General features: G+C 61.7%; 17 protein-coding genes. 6 read left to right on the top strand and 11 right to left on the bottom strand.

Annotation, left to right across the window (positions count from 1 at the left end):
- Window positions 1-3: 3 nt before the first annotated feature.
- Window positions 4-1341, bottom strand: coding sequence for an ammonium transporter (locus tag NPS46_RS10215; RefSeq protein ID WP_274106750.1), 1338 nt, complete (start codon window positions 1339-1341; stop codon window positions 4-6).
- A 34-nt stretch (window positions 1342-1375) separates the two neighbouring features.
- On the bottom strand, window positions 1376-1714 hold the full coding sequence (gene glnK / locus NPS46_RS10220) for a P-II family nitrogen regulator (RefSeq protein WP_002555808.1): 339 nt from the start codon (window positions 1712-1714) through the stop codon (window positions 1376-1378).
- A 418-nt stretch (window positions 1715-2132) separates the two neighbouring features.
- Here glnK and NPS46_RS10225 point away from each other — a divergent pair, with 418 nt between their 5' ends.
- Window positions 2133-2393: an accessory factor UbiK family protein gene (locus NPS46_RS10225; RefSeq protein ID WP_274106752.1), complete on the top strand. Its 261-nt coding sequence runs from the start codon at window positions 2133-2135 to the stop codon at window positions 2391-2393.
- Window positions 2394-2567: 174 nt separating this feature from the next.
- Window positions 2568-4064: a YifB family Mg chelatase-like AAA ATPase gene (locus tag NPS46_RS10230; RefSeq protein WP_274106754.1), complete on the top strand. Its 1497-nt coding sequence runs from the start codon at window positions 2568-2570 to the stop codon at window positions 4062-4064.
- Window positions 4065-4074: 10 nt separating this feature from the next.
- On the opposite strand, the gene NPS46_RS10235 is transcribed toward NPS46_RS10230, so the two are convergent.
- On the bottom strand, window positions 4075-4995 hold the full coding sequence (locus tag NPS46_RS10235; protein ID WP_274106756.1) for a LysR substrate-binding domain-containing protein: 921 nt from the start codon (window positions 4993-4995) through the stop codon (window positions 4075-4077).
- 158 nt (window positions 4996-5153) lie between these two features.
- Between NPS46_RS10235 and NPS46_RS10240 the strand changes: the two genes are divergently transcribed.
- Entirely contained in the window at window positions 5154-6542 is a 1389-nt protein-coding gene (locus NPS46_RS10240) for a NorM family multidrug efflux MATE transporter (protein WP_274106758.1), read from the top strand.
- Here NPS46_RS10240 and NPS46_RS10245 read toward each other — a convergent pair.
- The gene (locus NPS46_RS10245; RefSeq protein WP_274106759.1) at window positions 6512-8185 is read right to left on the bottom strand and encodes a putative bifunctional diguanylate cyclase/phosphodiesterase; all 1674 of its coding nucleotides are present in this window, start codon (window positions 8183-8185) and stop codon (window positions 6512-6514) included. The two genes, NPS46_RS10240 and NPS46_RS10245, sit on opposite strands and share 31 nt — an antisense overlap.
- 266 nt (window positions 8186-8451) lie before the next feature.
- Between NPS46_RS10245 and rep the strand changes: the two genes are divergently transcribed.
- Together rep and NPS46_RS10255 are read left to right on the top strand one after the other, a co-directional pair.
- On the top strand, window positions 8452-10461 hold the full coding sequence (rep, locus tag NPS46_RS10250; protein WP_274106761.1) for a DNA helicase Rep: 2010 nt from the start codon (window positions 8452-8454) through the stop codon (window positions 10459-10461).
- Window positions 10462-10515: 54 nt separating this feature from the next.
- On the top strand, window positions 10516-11085 hold the full coding sequence (locus NPS46_RS10255; RefSeq protein ID WP_274106763.1) for a xanthine phosphoribosyltransferase: 570 nt from the start codon (window positions 10516-10518) through the stop codon (window positions 11083-11085).
- Between the two features lie 40 nt (window positions 11086-11125).
- Here the strand turns inward: NPS46_RS10255 and NPS46_RS10260 are convergent, their stop codons facing one another.
- From NPS46_RS10260 to dadA, 6 genes are all read right to left on the bottom strand, one after another.
- Window positions 11126-13051 (bottom strand): acetyl-CoA hydrolase/transferase C-terminal domain-containing protein, encoded by a 1926-nt coding sequence (locus NPS46_RS10260; protein ID WP_274106765.1) that lies wholly within the window; start codon window positions 13049-13051, stop codon window positions 11126-11128.
- A gap of 135 nt (window positions 13052-13186) precedes the next feature.
- Window positions 13187-13600 carry a c-type cytochrome gene (locus tag NPS46_RS10265; protein ID WP_274107118.1) on the bottom strand — a complete coding sequence of 138 codons (414 nt, stop codon included), beginning with the start codon at window positions 13598-13600 and terminating at the stop codon, window positions 13187-13189.
- Between the two features lie 181 nt (window positions 13601-13781).
- Entirely contained in the window at window positions 13782-14330 is a 549-nt protein-coding gene (locus NPS46_RS10270) for a cupin domain-containing protein (protein ID WP_274106767.1), read from the bottom strand.
- Window positions 14331-14457: 127 nt separating this feature from the next.
- Window positions 14458-15531, bottom strand: a complete 1074-nt coding sequence (gene alr / locus NPS46_RS10275) for an alanine racemase (protein ID WP_274106769.1) — start codon at window positions 15529-15531, stop codon at window positions 14458-14460.
- 88 nt (window positions 15532-15619) lie between these two features.
- Window positions 15620-15973, bottom strand: a complete 354-nt coding sequence (locus NPS46_RS10280; protein ID WP_274106771.1) for a RidA family protein — start codon at window positions 15971-15973, stop codon at window positions 15620-15622.
- Window positions 15945-17246 (bottom strand): D-amino acid dehydrogenase, encoded by a 1302-nt coding sequence (gene dadA, locus NPS46_RS10285; protein WP_274106773.1) that lies wholly within the window; start codon window positions 17244-17246, stop codon window positions 15945-15947. Before dadA ends, NPS46_RS10280 begins: the two co-directional genes overlap by 29 nt.
- Before the next feature lie 156 nt (window positions 17247-17402).
- Here dadA and NPS46_RS10290 point away from each other — a divergent pair, with 156 nt between their 5' ends.
- Window positions 17403-17891, top strand: a complete 489-nt coding sequence (locus NPS46_RS10290) for an Lrp/AsnC ligand binding domain-containing protein (RefSeq protein WP_274106775.1) — start codon at window positions 17403-17405, stop codon at window positions 17889-17891.
- Window positions 17892-17896: 5 nt separating this feature from the next.
- Here NPS46_RS10290 and NPS46_RS10295 read toward each other — a convergent pair whose 3' ends face one another.
- Window positions 17897-18250, bottom strand: a complete 354-nt coding sequence (locus tag NPS46_RS10295) for a YkgJ family cysteine cluster protein (RefSeq protein ID WP_274106777.1) — start codon at window positions 18248-18250, stop codon at window positions 17897-17899.
- Between the last annotated feature and the right edge of the window lie 103 nt (window positions 18251-18353).

Raw genomic sequence — 18353 nt, forward strand, 5'->3', positions numbered from 1 at the left:
CGTTTACAGGTTGTAGCCACGTTCGTTGTGTTGCGCCAGGTCGAGGCCGACGGCTTCTTCTTCCTCGGTCACCCGCAGGCCCATGACCATGTCCAGGACCTTGAGGATCACGAACGTCACGATCGCGGTGTAGATCACCGTAAAGCCAACGCCTTTGCACTGGATCCAGACTTGCGCCGCGATATCGGTCACGGTGCCGAAGCCACCCAGGGCAGGAGCGGCGAACACGCCGGTCAGGATTGCGCCGACGATGCCGCCGATGCCGTGCACGCCGAAGGCATCCAGCGAGTCGTCATAGCCCAGTTTGCGCTTGAGGCTGGTGGCGCAGAAGAAGCACACCACGCCCGCCACCAGGCCAATCACCAGGGCGCCCATCGGGCCGACGGTGCCCGCAGCCGGAGTAATGGCAACCAGACCAGCTACCACACCCGAAGCGATGCCCAGGGCACTTGGCTTACCGTGGGTCAGCCACTCGGCGAACATCCAGCCCAGGGCCGCGGCAGCGGTTGCGATCTGGGTCACCAACATAGCCATGCCGGCGGTGCCGTTGGCAGCGGCCGCAGAGCCGGCGTTGAAGCCGAACCAGCCGATCCACAGCATGGCCGCGCCCATCAGGGTATAGCCCAGGTTGTGCGGTGCCATCGGGGTGTTCGGGTAGCCTTTACGCTTGCCCAGCACCAAGCAAGCCACCAGACCGGCCACACCGGCGTTGATGTGCACCACGGTGCCGCCCGCGAAGTCCAGCACGCCCCAGTCCCACATCAGGCCACCGTTGCCGCTCCAGACCATGTGCGCAATCGGCGCATAGACCAGGGTGAACCAGATGGTCATGAAGATCAGCATGGCGGAGAATTTCATCCGCTCGGCGAATGCGCCGACGATCAGGGCCGGCGTGATGATGGCGAATGTCATCTGGAAGGTGATGAACACCGCTTCCGGGAACAGGGCCGCAGGACCGGTCAGGCTATTTGGCGTGACACCGGCCAGGAAGGCCTTGGACAGCCCACCGAAGAACGAATTGAAGTTGACGACGCCCTGCTCCATACCGGTGGTATCGAACGCGATGCTATAGCCGTAGACAACCCACAGGATGCTGATCAGGCCGGTGATGGCGAAGCACTGCATCATCACCGAAAGAATGTTTTTCGAGCGCACCATGCCGCCGTAGAACAGCGCCAGACCCGGAATGGTCATAAACAGCACCAGGGCTGTGGCCGTGAGCATCCAGGCGGTGTCGCCGGAATTGAGGACTGGAGCTGCCACTTCGTCTGCCGCCATGGCCAGGCCGGGCATTACGATGGACAACAGGGCTCCTAGCCCTGCGAATTTACGCAGAGTCATATTGTTTTCTCCTGGGGCGTTGGGGTTTGGCGGCTTAGATTGCGTCGGTATCGGTTTCGCCGGTACGGATGCGAATAGCCTGTTCCAGATTGACCACGAAGATCTTGCCGTCACCGATCTTGCCGGTGTTGGCGGCCTTGGTTATCGCTTCGATAACCCGGTCTAGATCCTTGTCGTCAATGGCGACATCAATCTTCACCTTGGGCAGGAAGTCGACTACATATTCCGCACCGCGATACAGCTCGGTGTGTCCCTTCTGACGGCCAAAGCCTTTGACTTCGGTGACGGTAATGCCCTGCACGCCGATCTCGGACAGTGACTCGCGTACATCGTCCAACTTGAACGGCTTGATGATGGCAGTGACTAGCTTCATGAAAACTCTCTCCCGAATTGGTGGACTTGCCCCAGGAAAACAAACCCGACTCAAGTCTAAGCGCAGTGCCTGGCTTTGTAACGCATCGTCGGCTTACACCGCCTGGCCGACGCCAGCTAACCGCTTCTGACGAAACACTCCCCGCTCCGCCTGCCGCACTGCATTTCGTCACAGCGACTGCATCAGTGCATGGGTCACAAGGGACTAAGCAGAAACCTTGCCAGCTCGAGAAATTTCAGCGTTTTCAGTGCATTGGATCGATAACGCCATCATTCGGCCATTTAATCGGATGCAATACGCACAAAAACAGTGCGTTGTCTTTTGGCAAAATGCGCGAAAAACGTGCGGCTCGCCGCCCGGAAAAATAGACTCGGAGCCCGTGATACACTGCCCGCCATCTGATTCTGGAACATTCCCCATGCTCGCGCCCAAAGCCTTTCTCGATGCCCTGAGCGGCCATGCCGCCCGCCTGTTCAGCGGCGAAACACCACTGCCTCGCAATGAGTTCGAAAGCCAGTTCAAGGCCTTGCTGCAAAGCGGCTTCAGCAAGCTGGACCTAGTGAGCCGGGAAGAATTCGATAGCCAGATGGTCGTGCTCGCCCGTACTCGCGCCCGCCTGGAAAGCCTGGAGGCCAAAGTGGCAGAGCTGGAAGCGCGTCTCACCCCGCCAACCGAGTAATCCACCTGCACCGCTAGCTGCCCGAATGGCTGCCGTTCTCCAGCATGAGCCTGGAGCAGCAGACTTCGCGAATAGACGAAAAATCCTTCTCGTGATGACGCCATGGCCGTTTCCGGCCTCGACTATCCTTGCAACTCCGCAGGATGCGGCGTCACCCCGTTCAAGGAAGGATCTATGTCCCTGGCCATTGTCCACAGCCGCGCCCAGGTCGGCGTGCAGGCGCCGACTGTCACCGTTGAGGCGCATCTGGCCAATGGGTTGCCGGCCCTGACACTGGTAGGCCTGCCGGAAACCGCGGTCAAGGAGAGCAAGGACAGGGTTCGCAGTGCGATTCTCAATGCCGGCTTCGACTTCCCCGCACGGCGCATCACCCTGAATCTCGCCCCCGCCGACCTGCCCAAGGATGGCGGCCGCTTCGACCTGGCCATTGCCCTGGGCATCCTGGCTGCCAGCGGGCAATTGCCCGCGCCGGCGCTGGAACAGGTCGAGTGCCTGGGAGAACTGGCGCTGTCCGGGCATATTCGCCCGGTGCAGGGCGTCCTGCCGGCAGCACTGGCAGCCCGTGCCGTGGGACGGCAACTGGTGGTTGCCCGAGAAAATGCCGAAGAGGCGAGCCTGGCCCGTGGGTTGGAAGTCATCGCAGTCGAACACCTGCTGCAGGCCGTCGCCCATTTCAACGGGCAGACGCCCATTGAGCCTTTTGTCTCCAGTGGCCTGCTGCGCCAGCAGGTGGCCTATCCCGACCTCAGCGAGGTCCAAGGCCAGTTCGCCGCCAAACGAGCCCTGTTGATCGCTGCGGCTGGCGCCCACAATTTACTGCTCAGCGGCCCGCCCGGCACCGGCAAGACCCTGCTGGCCAGCCGCCTGCCCGGACTGCTGCCGCCCTTGGACGAAAGCGAGGCCCTGGAGGTCGCGGCGATCCAGTCGGTCGCCAGCCACAAACCCATGAGCCACTGGCCGCAGCGCCCCTTTCGCCAGCCTCACCATTCGGCCTCCGGTCCAGCGCTGGTGGGGGGTGGCTCAAAACCGCAGCCGGGGGAAATCACCCTCGCCCACCATGGCGTGCTGTTTCTCGATGAGTTGCCAGAGTTCGACCGGCGGGTCCTGGAAGTGCTGCGCGAGCCCCTGGAATCGGGCTGGATCGTGATCGCCCGCGCCAGCGGCCGGGTGCAGTTCCCGGCGCGCTTTCAGTTGGTAGCGGCCATGAACCCCTGCCCCTGCGGCTATCTGGGCGAGCCCAGCGGCCGATGCCGCTGCACCCCGGAGCAGCTCCAACGTTATCGCAACAAACTGTCAGGGCCGCTGCTCGACCGCATCGACCTGCACCTGACCGTGGCGCGCGAAGCCACTGCGCTTAGCCCACCCCTGCGCAGCAACGACACCACGGCCCATGCCGCTGCCCGGGTCGCCGAGGCGCGCAAGCGTCAGCAGGAGCGCCAGGGTTGTGCCAATGCGTTTCTCGATCTGCCCGGCCTGCGCCAACACTGCCAGTTGCGCACGAGCGATGAGCGCTGGCTCGAAGTCGCTTGCGAACGCCTGACCCTGTCGCTGCGTGCGGCCCATCGCCTGCTCAAGGTTGCTCGTACCCTGGCCGACCTGGAACACGTGGAACAGATCAGCCGCGAACAACTGGCAGAAGCGTTGCAGTACCGCCCCTGCACAACGTCATGAGCCGCCGGGGCTAGCCCAGTCGCTCGACCTGGGGTAGCTCCATGGCCTCGACTTCCTGCTGCAGAAAATCGCTCAACCGACGCAGACGCTCGCCACCGGGTCGGGTCTTCGGCCAGACCAGGTAGTAATTCAGGCCACTGGCCACGGCCGTTGGCCATGGCAGGCTCAAGCGGCCCTGGGCCACATCCTCGGCGACCATCAGCAGGTCGCCCATGGACACGCCATAGCCTCGGGCCGCGGCAATCATGCCCAGTTCAAGGGTATCGAATACCTGACCGCCCTTGAGCGACACCTGGCCACTGAGCCCCATGCGCTGGAGCCAATCGCGCCAGTCCCGGCGGTCCGGCGTGGGGTGCAGCAACTCGGTACTGGCCAGGCGGGCCAGATCCCAGGGCTGATCGTTGAGCAGGTTGGGCGCTCCGACGGGAATCAACCATTCAGAAAACAGATAGCTGGCTTCCCAGTCCGCCGGGAAGTGCCCGTTACCCAGCAGTACCGCGCAGTCGAAAGGCTCCTGATTGAAATCCACGTTATCGATATCCATCCAGGCACTGGTCAACTGCACCTCGTTGCCCTTCTGCAAATGCCGGAAACGACTCAGGCGCGCCAGCAACCAGCGCATGGTCAGGGTCGACGGCGCTTTCATGCGCAGGATGCCGTCTTCGGCGCGCAGGGTATTGCACGCCCGCTCCAGCGCAGCGAAACCCTCGCGTACGCCTGGCAGCAGCAATCGCGCCGCCTCGCTAGGCTGCAGATTGCGCCCGTTGCGCTGGAACAGGCGGCAGGCGAAATGCTCCTCCAGGGTGCGGATATGCCGACTCACCGCACTTTGGGTAATCGACAGCTCCTCAGCGGCGCGGGTAAAGGAACTGTGCCGCGCGGCGGCTTCAAAAGCACGTAACGCATACAAGGGTGGCAGGCGACGGGACATGGGAACCCTCGGGCAAGGCAGTGCGCGTACCCTAGCAGAAAGTCCTGACACATGAGTTTTAATCATGTGATCAATCGCTTTTATCCTTTTGTGCATCACCGGTAAAGCGCCGAAAATCCAGCCTTTGCCGCGACCCGCCGGACCTGGAACCGATTCCCATGAAGCATCCCGTACACGTCGAGCTCAAGGCCATCCTACGCCTGGCCGGCCCGCTGATCGCCTCGCAGTTGGCCCACATGCTGATGCTGCTGACCGACACCGTGATGATGGCCAAGATCAGCCCCGAAGCACTGGCGGGCGGCGGCCTTGGTGCAGCCAGCTATTCGTTCGTGTCGATCTTCTGCATTGGCGTGATCGCCGCGGTCGGTACCCTGGTCTCGATTCGCCATGGCGCCGGCGATAGCGAAGGCGCTACCCGCCTGACCCAGGCCGGACTCTGGCTAGCCTGGGCCATGGCGCTGGTCGCTGGCCTGCTGCTATGGAACCTCAAACCGATTCTGCTGCTGTTTGGCCAGACCGCCAGCAATGTGGAAGCCGCCGGCCAGTTCCTGTTGATGCTGCCCTTTGCCCTGCCCGGCTACCTGAGCTTCATGGCGCTGCGCGGCTTCACCAGTGCTCTCGGCCGGCCGACGCCCGTGATGGTGATCAGCCTGATCGGCACCGTCGCCAATTTCGTACTCAATTACGCGCTGATCGAAGGGTTGTTTGGCCTGCCGAAGCTGGGGTTGATGGGCATCGGCCTGGTCACCGCGATTGTCGCCAATGCCATGGCCCTCGGGCTTGCCTGGCATATCCGCCGCCATCGCGCCTACGCCGCCTACCCTCTGCGCCAGGGCCTGATGCGGCCCAAGAGCGACTACCTGCGCGAACTTTGGCGCCTGGGCCTGCCGATTGGCGGTACCTATGCGGTGGAGGTCGGCCTGTTTGCCTTCGCCGCATTGTGCATGGGCACCATGGGCAGCACGCAACTGGCGGCGCATCAGATCGCGCTGCAGATCGTGTCGGTGGCGTTTATGGTTCCGGCGGGGATGTCCTACGCAATCACCATGCGTATCGGCCAACACTATGGTGGCGGCCAACTACTGGCCGCACGCCTGGCAGGGCGGGTCGGGATTGCTTTTGGCGCCCTGGTGATGCTCGGCTTCGCCGCGCTGTTCTGGCTGCTGCCCTATCAACTGGTGGGGCTGTTCCTGGACCGCAACGACCCGGCCTTCACCGACGTGATCGAGCTCGCGGTGAGCCTGCTGGTGGTCGCCGCCTGGTTCGAACTGTTCGATGGCACCCAGACCATCGCCATGGGCGCGATCCGTGGGCTCAAGGATGCCAAGACCACCTTTCTGGTGGGATTGGGCTGCTACTGGTTGATTGGCGCGCCTGCCGCCTGGACCATGGCCTTCAGCCTGGGCTGGGGCCCGACCGGGGTCTGGTGGGGCCTGGCCCTGGGGCTGGCCTGTGCCGCCATCGGCCTGACCCTCGCATTCGAGTGGCGCATGACCCGCATGCTCAAGCGCGAACCTCAGAGGGTCGCGCCGACCACTGCCTGCTGACTCACGCCAAACGTCAGGTAATCCACCAGTTCCGCCAAGGGCAAAGGCTTGCTGATCAGATACCCCTGCACCTGGTCGCAGCCAAAGCCCCTGAGCAACTCAAGTTGCTCGGGGGTTTCAACGCCTTCGGCGACGACTTCCAACTGCAGGTTGTGGGCGAGATTGATCATGGCGTGGACCAGCTTGCGGTTTTCCTCACGCAACTCCATGCCGCCGACAAAACTCTTGTCCACCTTGAGCAGTGCGATAGGCAGGCTGTTCAGGTGCACAAACGAGGAAAAGCCGGTGCCGAAATCATCCAGGGAAAAGCGCACGCCCAACTGACCCAGGGCATCCATGGTCTGCTTGACCAGGTCGCTGCGGCGCATCACCGCCGTTTCCGTCAGCTCGAACTCCAACCAGCGCGCCTCAACGCCACGCTCGGCAATCAGCCGGCCCAGGGTCGCCAGCAACTGGCTGTCCTGGAACTGGCGAAACGACAGGTTGATCGCCATATGCAACGCCGGCAGGCCCCGTTCGCGTAGCGCCTGCATATCGCGCAGCGCGCGGGAAATCACCCAGTAGCCAAGCGGTACGATCAACCCGCTCTGTTCGGCCAGCGGCACGAACTCGCTGGGGGGCAACAGCCCGCGTTCGCCATGGCGCCAGCGCACCAAGGCTTCCAGGCCGACGATCTGCCCACTGCCCAGGTCCAGGCGTGGCTGGTAATGCAACTCCAGCTCATCGCGACGCAACGCCCGGCGCAGTTCGCTCTCTAGGTCGGCGAGGCTGCGCGCATGGCGGTTGATACGCTCGTTGAACACATGAAAGGTGCAGCCTTGAATACTCTTGGCCTGCTGCATGGCGATATGCGCATGCCACATCAGCGGGTCAGCCCCGGCTTTGGCTCGCGCATGGGCAATGCCCAGGCTGCAGCCGATCAGCAGGCTTTCGCCATCGATCCAGTAAGGCTCGGACAGGGCTTCAGTAATGCGTTCGGCAATCGCTTCGGCACGCTCGGGCGCGCGGCGGGTATCGATCAGCAGGGCAAACTCGTCGCTGCCCAGGCGCGACACGCAATCGCCCGCTTCCAGCTGGTTTTTGAGGCGTGCAACCACTTGCAGGATCAGCCGGTCGCCGGCCTGGTGGCCCAAGGCATCGTTGGCGTGGCGAAAGTTATCCAGGTCCAGGTGCCCAAGGGCGACGCCCCGGCCTTCGTTCTCGGCCAGACGCGCTGCCAGCAAAGCCTGGAAGCCCTGGCGATTGGCGATACCGGTCAAGGGATCTTCCTCGGCCAGGCGCTGCAACGTATGTTCCAACACCCCGCGCTCGCGCACATGGCGCAGGCAACGACGCAGCACATCGGCGTTGAGGGCGCCACGCACCAGCCAGTCACTGACCCCCAGCGGCGCCAGCAGCGGTTCCTCTTCCAGCAGCAATACGCTGGGGAGGCTGCATCGCCTGGGCGCCGGCTGCAGGGCAGGCACCGTCAACACAATGGCTGCCACGCCATGGTCGAACAGGTTGCTGACCGACTCCCAGTTCGGTGCACTGATCAGTACGGCACTGTCGCCCAATGGCACGAGGCACTCGCGCAACAGCGCCGCCCAGCCAGGCTCCTCGGCCAGTAACAGCAAACGCAAGGGTTCGACAGGCGTAGACAAGCTGACTCCCTAGACTTCGCAAAAAACGTTGGCGGTCGGCATTATGACGTGCGGGTAGGCAATGATAAATGATATTGATTATCAAACGCCGATTTGTATTGAGCCAAACCCTACAGTAGACGGGTTTTGTGTGCGCATCCTGCGGGAAAGTATCAAAACCGGCAAATTTAGATCGCGTGCTACGTCACAGTGTCGGAGAGTCGCGGCAATATCTGTCCAGCCTGTTAAAATGCCCGCCCTTTTTGCAAACGACTCCCTACTTCGTCATGTCCCGACTCAACCCCCGGCAGCAAGAAGCCGTGAACTACGTCGGCGGCCCTCTTTTGGTGCTCGCCGGTGCCGGTTCCGGCAAAACCAGCGTGATCACCCGCAAGATCGCCCATCTGATCCAAAACTGCGGCATCCGCGCCCAGTACATCGTCGCCATGACCTTTACCAACAAGGCCGCGCGCGAGATGAAGGAACGGGTCGCCAGCCTGCTGCGCGGTGGCGAAGGTCGCGGACTGACGGTGTCGACCTTCCACAACCTGGGCCTGAACATCATCCGCAAGGAGCATGTTCGACTGGGCTACAAACCCGGTTTCTCGATCTTTGACGAAGCCGACGTCAAGGCGCTGATGACCGACATCATGCAAAAGGAATACTCGGGCGACGACGGGGTCGACGAGATCAAGAACATGATCGGCTCCTGGAAGAACGACCTGATTCTGCCCCCCGAGGCCCTGGAGAACGCGCGCAACCCCAAGGAACAGACGGCGGCCATCGTCTACACCCACTACCAGCGCACGCTCAAGGCCTTCAATGCGGTGGACTTCGACGACCTGATCCTGCTGCCGGTCAAGCTGTTCCAGGAACATGCCGACATCCTCGAGAAGTGGCAGAACAAGGTGCGCTACCTGCTGGTCGACGAGTACCAGGACACCAACGCCAGCCAATACCTGCTGGTCAAACTGCTGATCGGCAGCCGCAACCAGTTCACCGTGGTCGGCGACGACGACCAGTCGATCTATGCCTGGCGCGGTGCCCGCCCGGAAAACCTGATGCTGCTCAAGGACGACTACCCGTCCCTGAAAGTGGTCATGCTCGAACAGAACTACCGCTCCACCAGCCGCATCCTGCGCTGCGCCAACGTGCTGATCTCGAACAACCCCCACGCCTTCGAGAAGCAGCTGTGGAGCGAGATGGGCCATGGCGACGAGATCCGCGTGATCCGCTGCCGCAACGAGGACGCCGAAGCCGAGCGCGTCGCGGTGGAAATTCTCACCCTACACCTGCGTACCGACCGCCCGTACAGCGATTTCGCCATCCTTTATCGCGGCAACTACCAGGCCAAGCTGATCGAGCTGAAACTGCAGCACCACCAGATTCCGTATCGCCTATCGGGCGGCAACAGCTTTTTCGGGCGCCAGGAAGTCAAGGACCTGATGGCCTACTTCCGGCTGCTGGTCAATCCGGACGACGACAACGCCTTCCTGCGGGTGATCAACGTCCCACGTCGGGAGATCGGTTCGACGACCCTGGAGAAGCTCGGCAACTACGCCACCGAACGCAAGATCTCGATGTACGCCGCGACCGACGAAATCGGTCTTGGCGAGCATCTGGACAGCCGCTTCACCGATCGACTGGCGCGCTTCAAGCGCTTCATGGACCGGGTCCGCGAACAGTGCGCCGGGGACGATCCGATCGCCGCGCTGCGCAGCATGATCATGGATATCGACTACGAGAACTGGCTGCGCACCAACAGTTCCAGCGACAAGGCCGCGGACTACCGCATGAGTAACGTCTGGTTCCTGGTCGAAGCGCTGAAGAACACCCTGGAAAAAGATGAAGATGGCGAAATGACCATCGAGGAAGCCATCGGCAAACTGGTCCTGCGCGACATGCTTGAGCGTCAGCAGGAAGAAGAGGATGGCGCCGAAGGCGTGCAGATGATGACCTTGCACGCCTCCAAGGGGCTGGAATTCCCTTACGTGTTCATCATGGGCATGGAAGAGGAAATCCTGCCTCACCGCTCCAGCATCGAAGCCGACACCATCGAAGAAGAACGGCGCCTGGCCTATGTCGGGATCACCCGAGCACGTCAGACGCTGGCTTTTACCTTTGCAGCCAAGCGCAAGCAGTACGGTGAAATCATCGACTGCTCGCCCAGCCGCTTTCTCGATGAGCTGCCACCGGAAGATCTGGCCTGGGAAGGCAATGACGACACACCGACAGAAGTCAAAGCCGTGCGTGGCAACTCGGCCCTGGCGGATATCCGCGCCATGCTGAAAAAATAACGACTACTTTTTAAAACTGATTCCAGCGCACCAAGCGCTATTTGAGGACGCTCCGTGGAAGCACTGCACAAGAAAATCCGTGAAGAAGGCATCGTGCTTTCTGATCAGGTCCTGAAGGTTGACGCCTTTCTCAACCATCAGATCGATCCGGCGCTGATGAAGCTGATCGGCGATGAATTCGCCACGCTCTTCGCCGATTCGGGCATTACCAAGATTGTCACCATCGAAGCGTCGGGCATTGCCCCCGCGATCATGACCGGTCTGAACCTGGGCGTGCCGGTGATTTTTGCCCGCAAGCACCAATCCCTGACCCTGACCGAGAACCTGCTGTCGGCCACGGTGTATTCCTTCACCAAACAGGTCGAAAGCACCGTGGCGATTTCGCCACGTCATCTGACCAGCAGCGACCGCGTGCTGATCATCGATGACTTCCTGGCCAACGGTAAGGCTTCCCAGGCCCTGATCTCGATTATCAAGCAGGCCGGCGCCACCGTCGCCGGGCTGGGGATCGTGATCGAGAAGTCCTTCCAGGGCGGCCGCGCCGAACTCGACGCCCAGGGCTATCGCGTCGAATCGCTGGCCCGGGTCAAATCCCTGGCCGGTGGGCAAGTCACCTTCCTATAAGGTTGCTGCGTACTCCGGCGTCTGCTTCAGACGCCGGTGATCAGCGGCTGCGGGCCGTGGCCTGCAACCCTGCCAACAGCAGGCGCTGATACAGCTCCTCGCGCAGGCCTTCAGGCTGTGCCAGACGCATACGCTGCAAATGGGCCGGGAAAACCGAGGGCGCTGGCGCGTCGAGCGTCGCCCTGCCCAACTGGAAAATCTCGCTGACCTTGAATCGGCTTTTCAGCCAGTTAAGGGCCCGCAACAGGTCCTTCTCCACTGCGGTGAAATCACTGCCCAGCGGATACTCCACAAACAACGAGGGGTGCCGATCGGCAATCGCTTGCAACCGCTGCGGGCTGTTATCGGCAAAGCGCGGATCGAGACGAAAGTCCGCCGGGAGCTTACCGGCCTTGCGCGCCCGCTCGATCAGCCCCGGCTGAAAGCGCGAGTCGCTGATATTGAGCAGGGCCTCGACCACTGCCGCATCGGTCTTGCCACGCAGGTCGGCGATCCCGTACTCGGTCACCACGATATCGCGCAGGTGCCGAGGAATGGTGCAATGGCCGTACTCCCAGACAATATTAGAACTGACCTCGCCTGCGGACTCGCGCCAACTGCGCAGGATCAGCACCGAGCGCGCATCATGCAGCGCATGGGCCTGGGCAACAAAGTTGTATTGGCCACCCACCCCGCTCAGCACACGACCGTCCTCCAGCTGGTCGGCCACTCCGGCACCGAGCAGGGTCATGGTAAAAGCGCTGTTGATAAAGCGTGCATCCCGACGCTGCAAGCGCTTGAGCGCTTCGTCGCCATAGAGTTCGTTGATGTAGCTGATGGCCGTCATGTTGAATTCGGCCAGCCGACTGTGGGGCAACTCGCGCAAACGCTGATAGTAGCTGCGCGGGCCAAGGAAGAAACCGCCATGTACGCAGACGCCACCGGCCTGCGTGCTGTCGAGCGTGCCGGCATTGGCCTGGCGCTGCACCTCGATATCGGCATACACCTTGCGCCGGACAATACCGGCATCCGCCAGTACCAGCAGGCCGTTGACGAACATCTCGCTGCACCCATAAAGCCCATGGACAAACGCCTCGCGCCCGCCCTCGGCTTCGATCAACGGCCGCCAGGGTGAGACATCGATATCATCGAGCAACGCCTGATAGGCGCCATTATCGGCATGACGCGTCAGCACTGCGGCCGTCAGCGCATCGCCCATGGCACCGATGCCGATCTGCAGGGTGCCGCCATCGCGCACCAGCGTGCTGGCATGCAAACCGATAAAGTGGTCCTGATTCCCGACCGGCATATTCGGCGTGGAAAACAGCGTGGTGCGTTCCGACTCGTCGATCAGCAGGTCGAAGTCCTGACTGTCGAGCTCCGAGTCGCCAGGCATATAGGGCAAGTCGTCGTGCACCTGGGCCAGCAGCAGGATGGTTTCACCCGCAGCGCGGCGCTTGGCGATCATCGGCAATAGATCCAGGGTCACATCCGGGTTGCAACTGAGGCTCAACCGGTCCGGGTTACGCGAGTCGCGCGCAACCAGTTGCGCGACCAGGTTCAGGCCAGCGGCATTGATATCCCGAGCGGCATGGCTGTAATTGCTGCTGATGTAATCCTGCTGCGCCGACGTGCTGTTGAGCAGGCTGCCGGGCTGCAGGAAAAACTGCTCGATATGGATATTGGCCGGCAGGCGGTCATGGCGCAGGTCCGCCAGATAATCGAGTTCAAGGTAGTCGCCGAACACCCGCTCGTTGAAGGGTTCGAGGAAGCGGCGCTGCAAGCCTTCACCCAGGGCCGGCCGACCCAGGCTCAAGGCGGTATAGATCGTCAGTTGACGCTCCGGCAACTGGGCGATGCGCTTATACAAGGCGTTGACGAAACGATTGGGTTTGCCCAGCCCCAGCGGCATTGCCAGGTGAATATGCGCGGGCAACTGCGCCAACACTGTATCGACGGCATGTTCAATAGAACAGGACTGCACCATTGGACCCTCCACGGACCTTCCCTGAATTGAGGTTGGACCGAGCTTGCCGGGTCTTTGCTGCATTGAACAGGCTGGAAGATGAAATTACAGGCACAAAAAAGCCGCTCGTAAGCGGCTTTTTTGAGGAAGATCGGCTTATTTCAGCCCGGACATCTTCTCGATGGCGCCTTTGAGGTCGTCATCCGAGCAATCAGCGCAAGTGCCTTTTGGCGGCATGGCGTTGATACCGGTGATGGCCTTGGCCAGGATACCGTCGAGGCCACCCTGGTGGTCGGCACGCTCTTTCCAGGCTGCAGTGTCACCGATTTTCGGTGCGCCCAACAGGCCAGTGCCATGACAGGCGTTGCAGTGCTTGGCGATGATTTCATCGGGGGTTTTCGAACCGCCGCCGCCTGCCGAAGCAGCGACTTCCATCCCTTTGCATTCCTGACCCTGAACGCACACCTGACCCACTGGCTCAAGGCGCTTGGCGATGTCGTCGTTGGTCGCAGCTTGAGCGCCGACTGCCCAAAGGGCCAATACGGTTGCTGGTACAGCCAGCATTTTCATAATTAGGTTCACACGTACACCCTCATGGTGGCTAGTCACGCCCACGGCCACGGTTTCGCGGGCGGGCGCAAGTATAACGGTTAGCCCGCCACTCTGAAACAACCCTAAAGTCGAAGGGGAATTAGAAGTAGCGAATTACTGCTGTGGGCACCGCTGAAAACCACACAGGGCGCCTCTCTGGTTAAAAGTTCGCGGGCGTGGCTGCGCTGATTAGTCGCGCCGGCGCATCGAACGGATTGCGGAAACGGTGGGGCTTGGTGCTTTCAAAATAGTAGCTGTCGCCGGCTTCGAGCAGAAAAGTCTCCAGGCCGACCACCAGTTCCAGCCGACCTTCGACCAGGATTCCGGTTTCCTCGCCTTCGTGGGTGAGCATTTCCTCGCCAGTATCGGCACCCGGCGGGTAGATCTCGTTGAGGAACGCAATCGCCCGACTGGGGTGCGCCCTGCCGACCAACTTCATGGTCACGGCGCCATCGGATATATCGATGAGTTCGTTGGCCTTGTAGACGATCTGGGTCGGGTTTTCCTGAAGGACTTCTTCGGAAAAGAACTCGACCATCGACATGGGAATACCGCCCAACACCTTCCTCAGCGAACTGATGGAGGGGCTGACACTATTCTTCTCGATCATCGAAATGGTGCTGTTGGTCACGCCGGCACGCTTGGCAAGTTCTCGCTGCGACAGACCTTTGAGCTTACGGATGGATTGCAGTCGTTCACCGACGTCCAATGCGGCAGCCTCCTAGGGATCAGGCGATGTTGTAATTGAGCGTTATCATGGCATAGCGTTCAGTATTTACAACACTTGGGCCTGTATCCCTTGCGGCAGGACGTCCGTGTGATGCGTGGGCTGCGCGCTAGCTACCGGAGTAGAGCCGCGGCACTCGACGCAGATTGCAGAAAATTTCGTAGGGGATGGTCTCGGCCTGCGCCGCGACATCGCTGGCCAGGATGTCACGCCCCCACAACTGCACGGTCGACCCCAGCCCGGCCTGCGGTACATCGGTCAGGTCGATGCAGAGCATATCCATCGACACCCGCCCCACGAGCTGGCTGCGCTGACCGGCGACCAGCACCGGCGTACCGGTGGGCGCATGACGCGGGTAACCGTCGGCATAGCCCATGGCGACCACACCGATTCGCATCGGCTTGGGCGTAATGAATTTCGCGCCATAACCGACCGGCTCGCCGGCCGGCAGCTCACGCACGCAGATGACTTTCGATTCCAGCGTCATCACCGGTTGCAAGCGAGCCGCCAGCGCGTTGGTCTCCTCGAACGGGGTCGAGCCATACAGCATGATGCCCGGGCGTACCCAGTCGCTGGGAATCTGCGGCCAGCCCAGCAGTGCCGGGGAATTACGCAGGCTGACCTCGGCCGCCAGCCCCTGGCGCGCCGCCTCGAACACCGCCACCTGCTCGCTGCTGCAGGTCGAACCCGGCTCATCGGCGCGGGCAAAGTGGCTCATCAGGACGATCTTCGCAACCTTGCCGCTGGCCAGCAGACGCTGATAAGCCTGCGCGTAATCCTTGGGATGCAAGCCGACGCGGTGCATACCCGAGTCGAGCTTGAGCCAGATATTCAGGGGGCGAGCCACTCGCGCCTGCTCGATCGCTTCCAACTGCCAGAGTGAATGCACCACGCACCAGAAGTCGTGCTCAACGATCAGCCCCAGCTCGTCGGCTTCGAAAAAACCTTCCAGCAGCAGCACCGGCGCCCGAATCCCGGCAGCGCGCAGCTCGAGCGCTTCTTCAATGCAAGCTACGGCGAAACCATCGGCCTCGGCCTCCAGAGCCTGGGCGCAACGTACGGCACCATGGCCGTAGGCATCAGCCTTGATCACGGCAAGGGCCTTGGCCCCCGACACTTCACGGGCCAGTTGGTAGTTGTGACGCAGGGCTTGAAGATCGATCAGGGCACGAGCAGGACGCATGGCGGCAGACTTCTAGACGGTCGTTGGGAATAAAAAGCGGTATGGACCGGCGGCAAACCGCCCGCCATACCGCAAGAGGGACTGTGACTTACGGCAGAGCGGCCACGACGGACAGCTCGACCAGGATTTGCGGCTCGCACAATTTGGCCTCGACGGTGGCCCGGGTCGGCGCCACGCCTTTAGGCAACCACTTGTCCCAGACCGCATTCATGCCAGCGAAATCGGCATCGATATCCTTCAGGTAGATCGTCACCGACAGCAGACGGGTTTTGTCGGTGCCTGCCAGATCCAGCAAACGCTCGATACTGGCCAGGGCTTCACGGGTCTGCTTTTCAATCCCGGCGTTCATATCGTCGCCGACTTGCCCTGCCAGATACACGGTCCCGTTATGGGTCACGATCTGGCTCAGTCGCTCATTGGTGAGCTGGCGCTGGATTGACATGTTTTGCAGTCTCCTGAGGGTTGCCATAACGGGAAATATCAAGGCCTTCGGCACTGATCTGCGGCGTTTTACGCGCCATCAGGTCGGCAAGCAAGCGCCCGGAGCCACACGCCATGGTCCAACCGAGGGTGCCATGGCCGGTGTTGAGGTACAGATTACGGAACGTAGTGCCACCGACAATCGGCGTACCGTCCGGCGTGGTCGGGCGCAAACCGGTCCAGAAACTGGCCTGGGACAGATCGCCGCCCTGCGGGTAGAGATCGCCCACGATCATTTCCAGGGTTTCGCGCCGACGCGGATTGAGCGACAGGTCGAAGCCGGCGATTTCCGCCATGCCGCCCACGCGGATACGGTTGTCGAAACGGGTGATCGCGACTTTGTAGGTCTCGTCGAGAATGGTCGAAGTCGGTGCCATGGCCGGATTGGTGATCGGCACGGTCAGTGAGTAACCCTTGAGCGGGTAGACCGGCGCCTTGATGCCAAGCGGCTTGAGCAATTGCGGCGAGTAGCTGCCCAGCGCGAGGACATAGCGATCAGCGGTTTCCAGCTTGCCATCGATCCAGACACCATTGATCCGGTCACCGGCATGGTCCAGACGCTCGATATTCTGGCCATAGCGGAATTCCACCCCGAGCTTGACGGCCATTTCCGCCAGGCGGGTGGTGAAGATCTGGCAGTCACCCGTCTGGTCGTTGGGCAGGCGCAGGGCACCGGCCAGGATATCGGTGACACTGGCCAGCGCTGGCTCGACCCGGGCGATACCGGCTCGGTCGAGCAGCTCGAAGGGCACGCCGGACTCCTTGAGCACGGCAATATCCTTGGCCGCGCCATCCAACTGGGCCTGGGTGCGGAACAACTGAGTGGTCCCCAGCGTACGGCCTTCGTAGGCGATACCGGTTTCGGCGCGCAGTTCGTCGAGGCAGTCGCGGCTGTACTCGGACAGGCGGACCATGCGCTCCTTGTTGACGGCATAGCGATTGGCGGTGCAGTTGCGCAGCATCTGCGCCATCCACAGGTACTGGTCAATGTCGGCGGTGGCCTTGATCGCCAACGGCGCGTGGCGCTGCAGCAGCCATTTGATGGCCTTGAGCGGCACACCCGGCGCGGCCCACGGCGAGGCGTAGCCGGGCGACACCTGGCCGGCGTTGGCAAAGCTGGTTTCCATCGCTACGGCTGGCTGGCGGTCGACCACGACCACCTCGAAGCCGGCACGGGCCAGATAATAGGCGCTGGCGGTACCAATGACGCCGCTACCCAATACCAGAACTCGCATCTCTATATCCCTCATCGCGGCCAGCCGCGCACGTTTGTTGTTTTGCGCAAAGATGGGTGCAGTATAGGAAGCAATAGCCAGTGCTTTTCACTGTATAAATGCCTATATTTGGCGACAATTCTCGGCACAAACCCTTTTGACGGAGGGGCATCCCCTATGCGTACCAACCACCAGAGCAAGCGCGAGCTGGACAAGATCGACCGCAATATCCTGCGCATCCTCCAGGCCGACGGGAGGATCTCCTTCACCGAGCTGGGAGAGAAGGTCGGGCTCTCGACCACGCCCTGCACCGAACGGGTTCGCCGGCTGGAGCGCGAGGGGATCATCATGGGCTACAACGCCCGGCTCAATCCGCAGCACCTCAAGGGCAGCCTACTGGTCTTTGTCGAGATCAGCCTGGACTACAAGTCCGGCGATACCTTTGAAGAGTTCCGCCGTGCCGTGCTCAAGCTGCCCCACGTGCTGGAATGCCATCTGGTGTCGGGGGACTTCGACTACCTGGTCAAAGCGCGGATTTGCGAGATGGCGTCGTACCGCAAGCTACTGGGCGACATCCTGCTCAAGCTGCCCCACGTGCGCGAGTCCAAGAGCTATATCGTGATGGAGGAAGTGAAGGAAAGCCTGTGCCTGCCGATCCCGGATTGAGCCGCTCAGACCAGGACCTGGCGGGTGCTGGCGATGTATTCGTGGACCTGTTTCTCGATGCGCGGATGGATCAACTCTGCCGGGCGCCTGCCATTGGGGCACGGCAATGTCGCCGTGGTGCCGAACAGCCGGCAGATCAGCGGGCGCTCGTCATAAACCGTGCAACCGTTCGGCCCCAGGTGGACACAGTTCAACTCGTCCAGCGCAGCTTCCTGCTCGGCGGCGGTCTTGCGCGGTAGCCGAGCCATTTCCTCCGACGACGTGGTCACCGGACCACAGCAGTCGTGGCAACCCGGTACACATTCGAACGAAGGGATTTGCTGGCGCAGAAAGCGGATTTTCTGGCTGTTGCAGCTCATTGAAGCGATTACCGAAGACAGTGAAAGGTCACAATTGTGCCTCAAACACCCCGCACCAGACAGCGCCGTCCGGCCCCTGTTGCCCGTGCCCGAGCGGCGGGCT

Source organism: Pseudomonas putida, assembly GCF_028682395.1.
GTDB classification, from domain to species: domain Bacteria; phylum Pseudomonadota; class Gammaproteobacteria; order Pseudomonadales; family Pseudomonadaceae; genus Aquipseudomonas; species Aquipseudomonas putida_AB.

What these genes read in the sequence shown, in the direction of transcription:
- alr (WP_274106769.1), bottom strand. Translation starts at nt 15,531, where the DNA reads ATGCGTCCTGCTCGTGCCCTGATCGATCTTCAAGCCCTGCGTCACAAC.
- dadA (WP_274106773.1), bottom strand. Translation starts at nt 17,246, where the DNA reads ATGCGAGTTCTGGTATTGGGTAGCGGCGTCATTGGTACCGCCAGCGCC.
- glnK (WP_002555808.1), bottom strand. Translation starts at nt 1,714, where the DNA reads ATGAAGCTAGTCACTGCCATCATCAAGCCGTTCAAGTTGGACGATGTA.
- NPS46_RS10215 (WP_274106750.1), bottom strand. Translation starts at nt 1,341, where the DNA reads ATGACTCTGCGTAAATTCGCAGGGCTAGGAGCCCTGTTGTCCATCGTA.
- NPS46_RS10235 (WP_274106756.1), bottom strand. Translation starts at nt 4,995, where the DNA reads ATGTCCCGTCGCCTGCCACCCTTGTATGCGTTACGTGCTTTTGAAGCC.
- NPS46_RS10290 (WP_274106775.1), top strand. Translation starts at nt 17,403, where the DNA reads ATGCGTACCAACCACCAGAGCAAGCGCGAGCTGGACAAGATCGACCGC.
- NPS46_RS10295 (WP_274106777.1), bottom strand. Translation starts at nt 18,250, where the DNA reads ATGAGCTGCAACAGCCAGAAAATCCGCTTTCTGCGCCAGCAAATCCCT.
- NPS46_RS10265 (WP_274107118.1), bottom strand. Translation starts at nt 13,600, where the DNA reads ATGAAAATGCTGGCTGTACCAGCAACCGTATTGGCCCTTTGGGCAGTC.
- rep (WP_274106761.1), top strand. Translation starts at nt 8,452, where the DNA reads ATGTCCCGACTCAACCCCCGGCAGCAAGAAGCCGTGAACTACGTCGGC.
- NPS46_RS10260 (WP_274106765.1), bottom strand. Translation starts at nt 13,051, where the DNA reads ATGGTGCAGTCCTGTTCTATTGAACATGCCGTCGATACAGTGTTGGCG.
- NPS46_RS10225 (WP_274106752.1), top strand. Translation starts at nt 2,133, where the DNA reads ATGCTCGCGCCCAAAGCCTTTCTCGATGCCCTGAGCGGCCATGCCGCC.
- NPS46_RS10230 (WP_274106754.1), top strand. Translation starts at nt 2,568, where the DNA reads ATGTCCCTGGCCATTGTCCACAGCCGCGCCCAGGTCGGCGTGCAGGCG.
- NPS46_RS10280 (WP_274106771.1), bottom strand. Translation starts at nt 15,973, where the DNA reads ATGTCAATCCAGCGCCAGCTCACCAATGAGCGACTGAGCCAGATCGTG.
- NPS46_RS10240 (WP_274106758.1), top strand. Translation starts at nt 5,154, where the DNA reads ATGAAGCATCCCGTACACGTCGAGCTCAAGGCCATCCTACGCCTGGCC.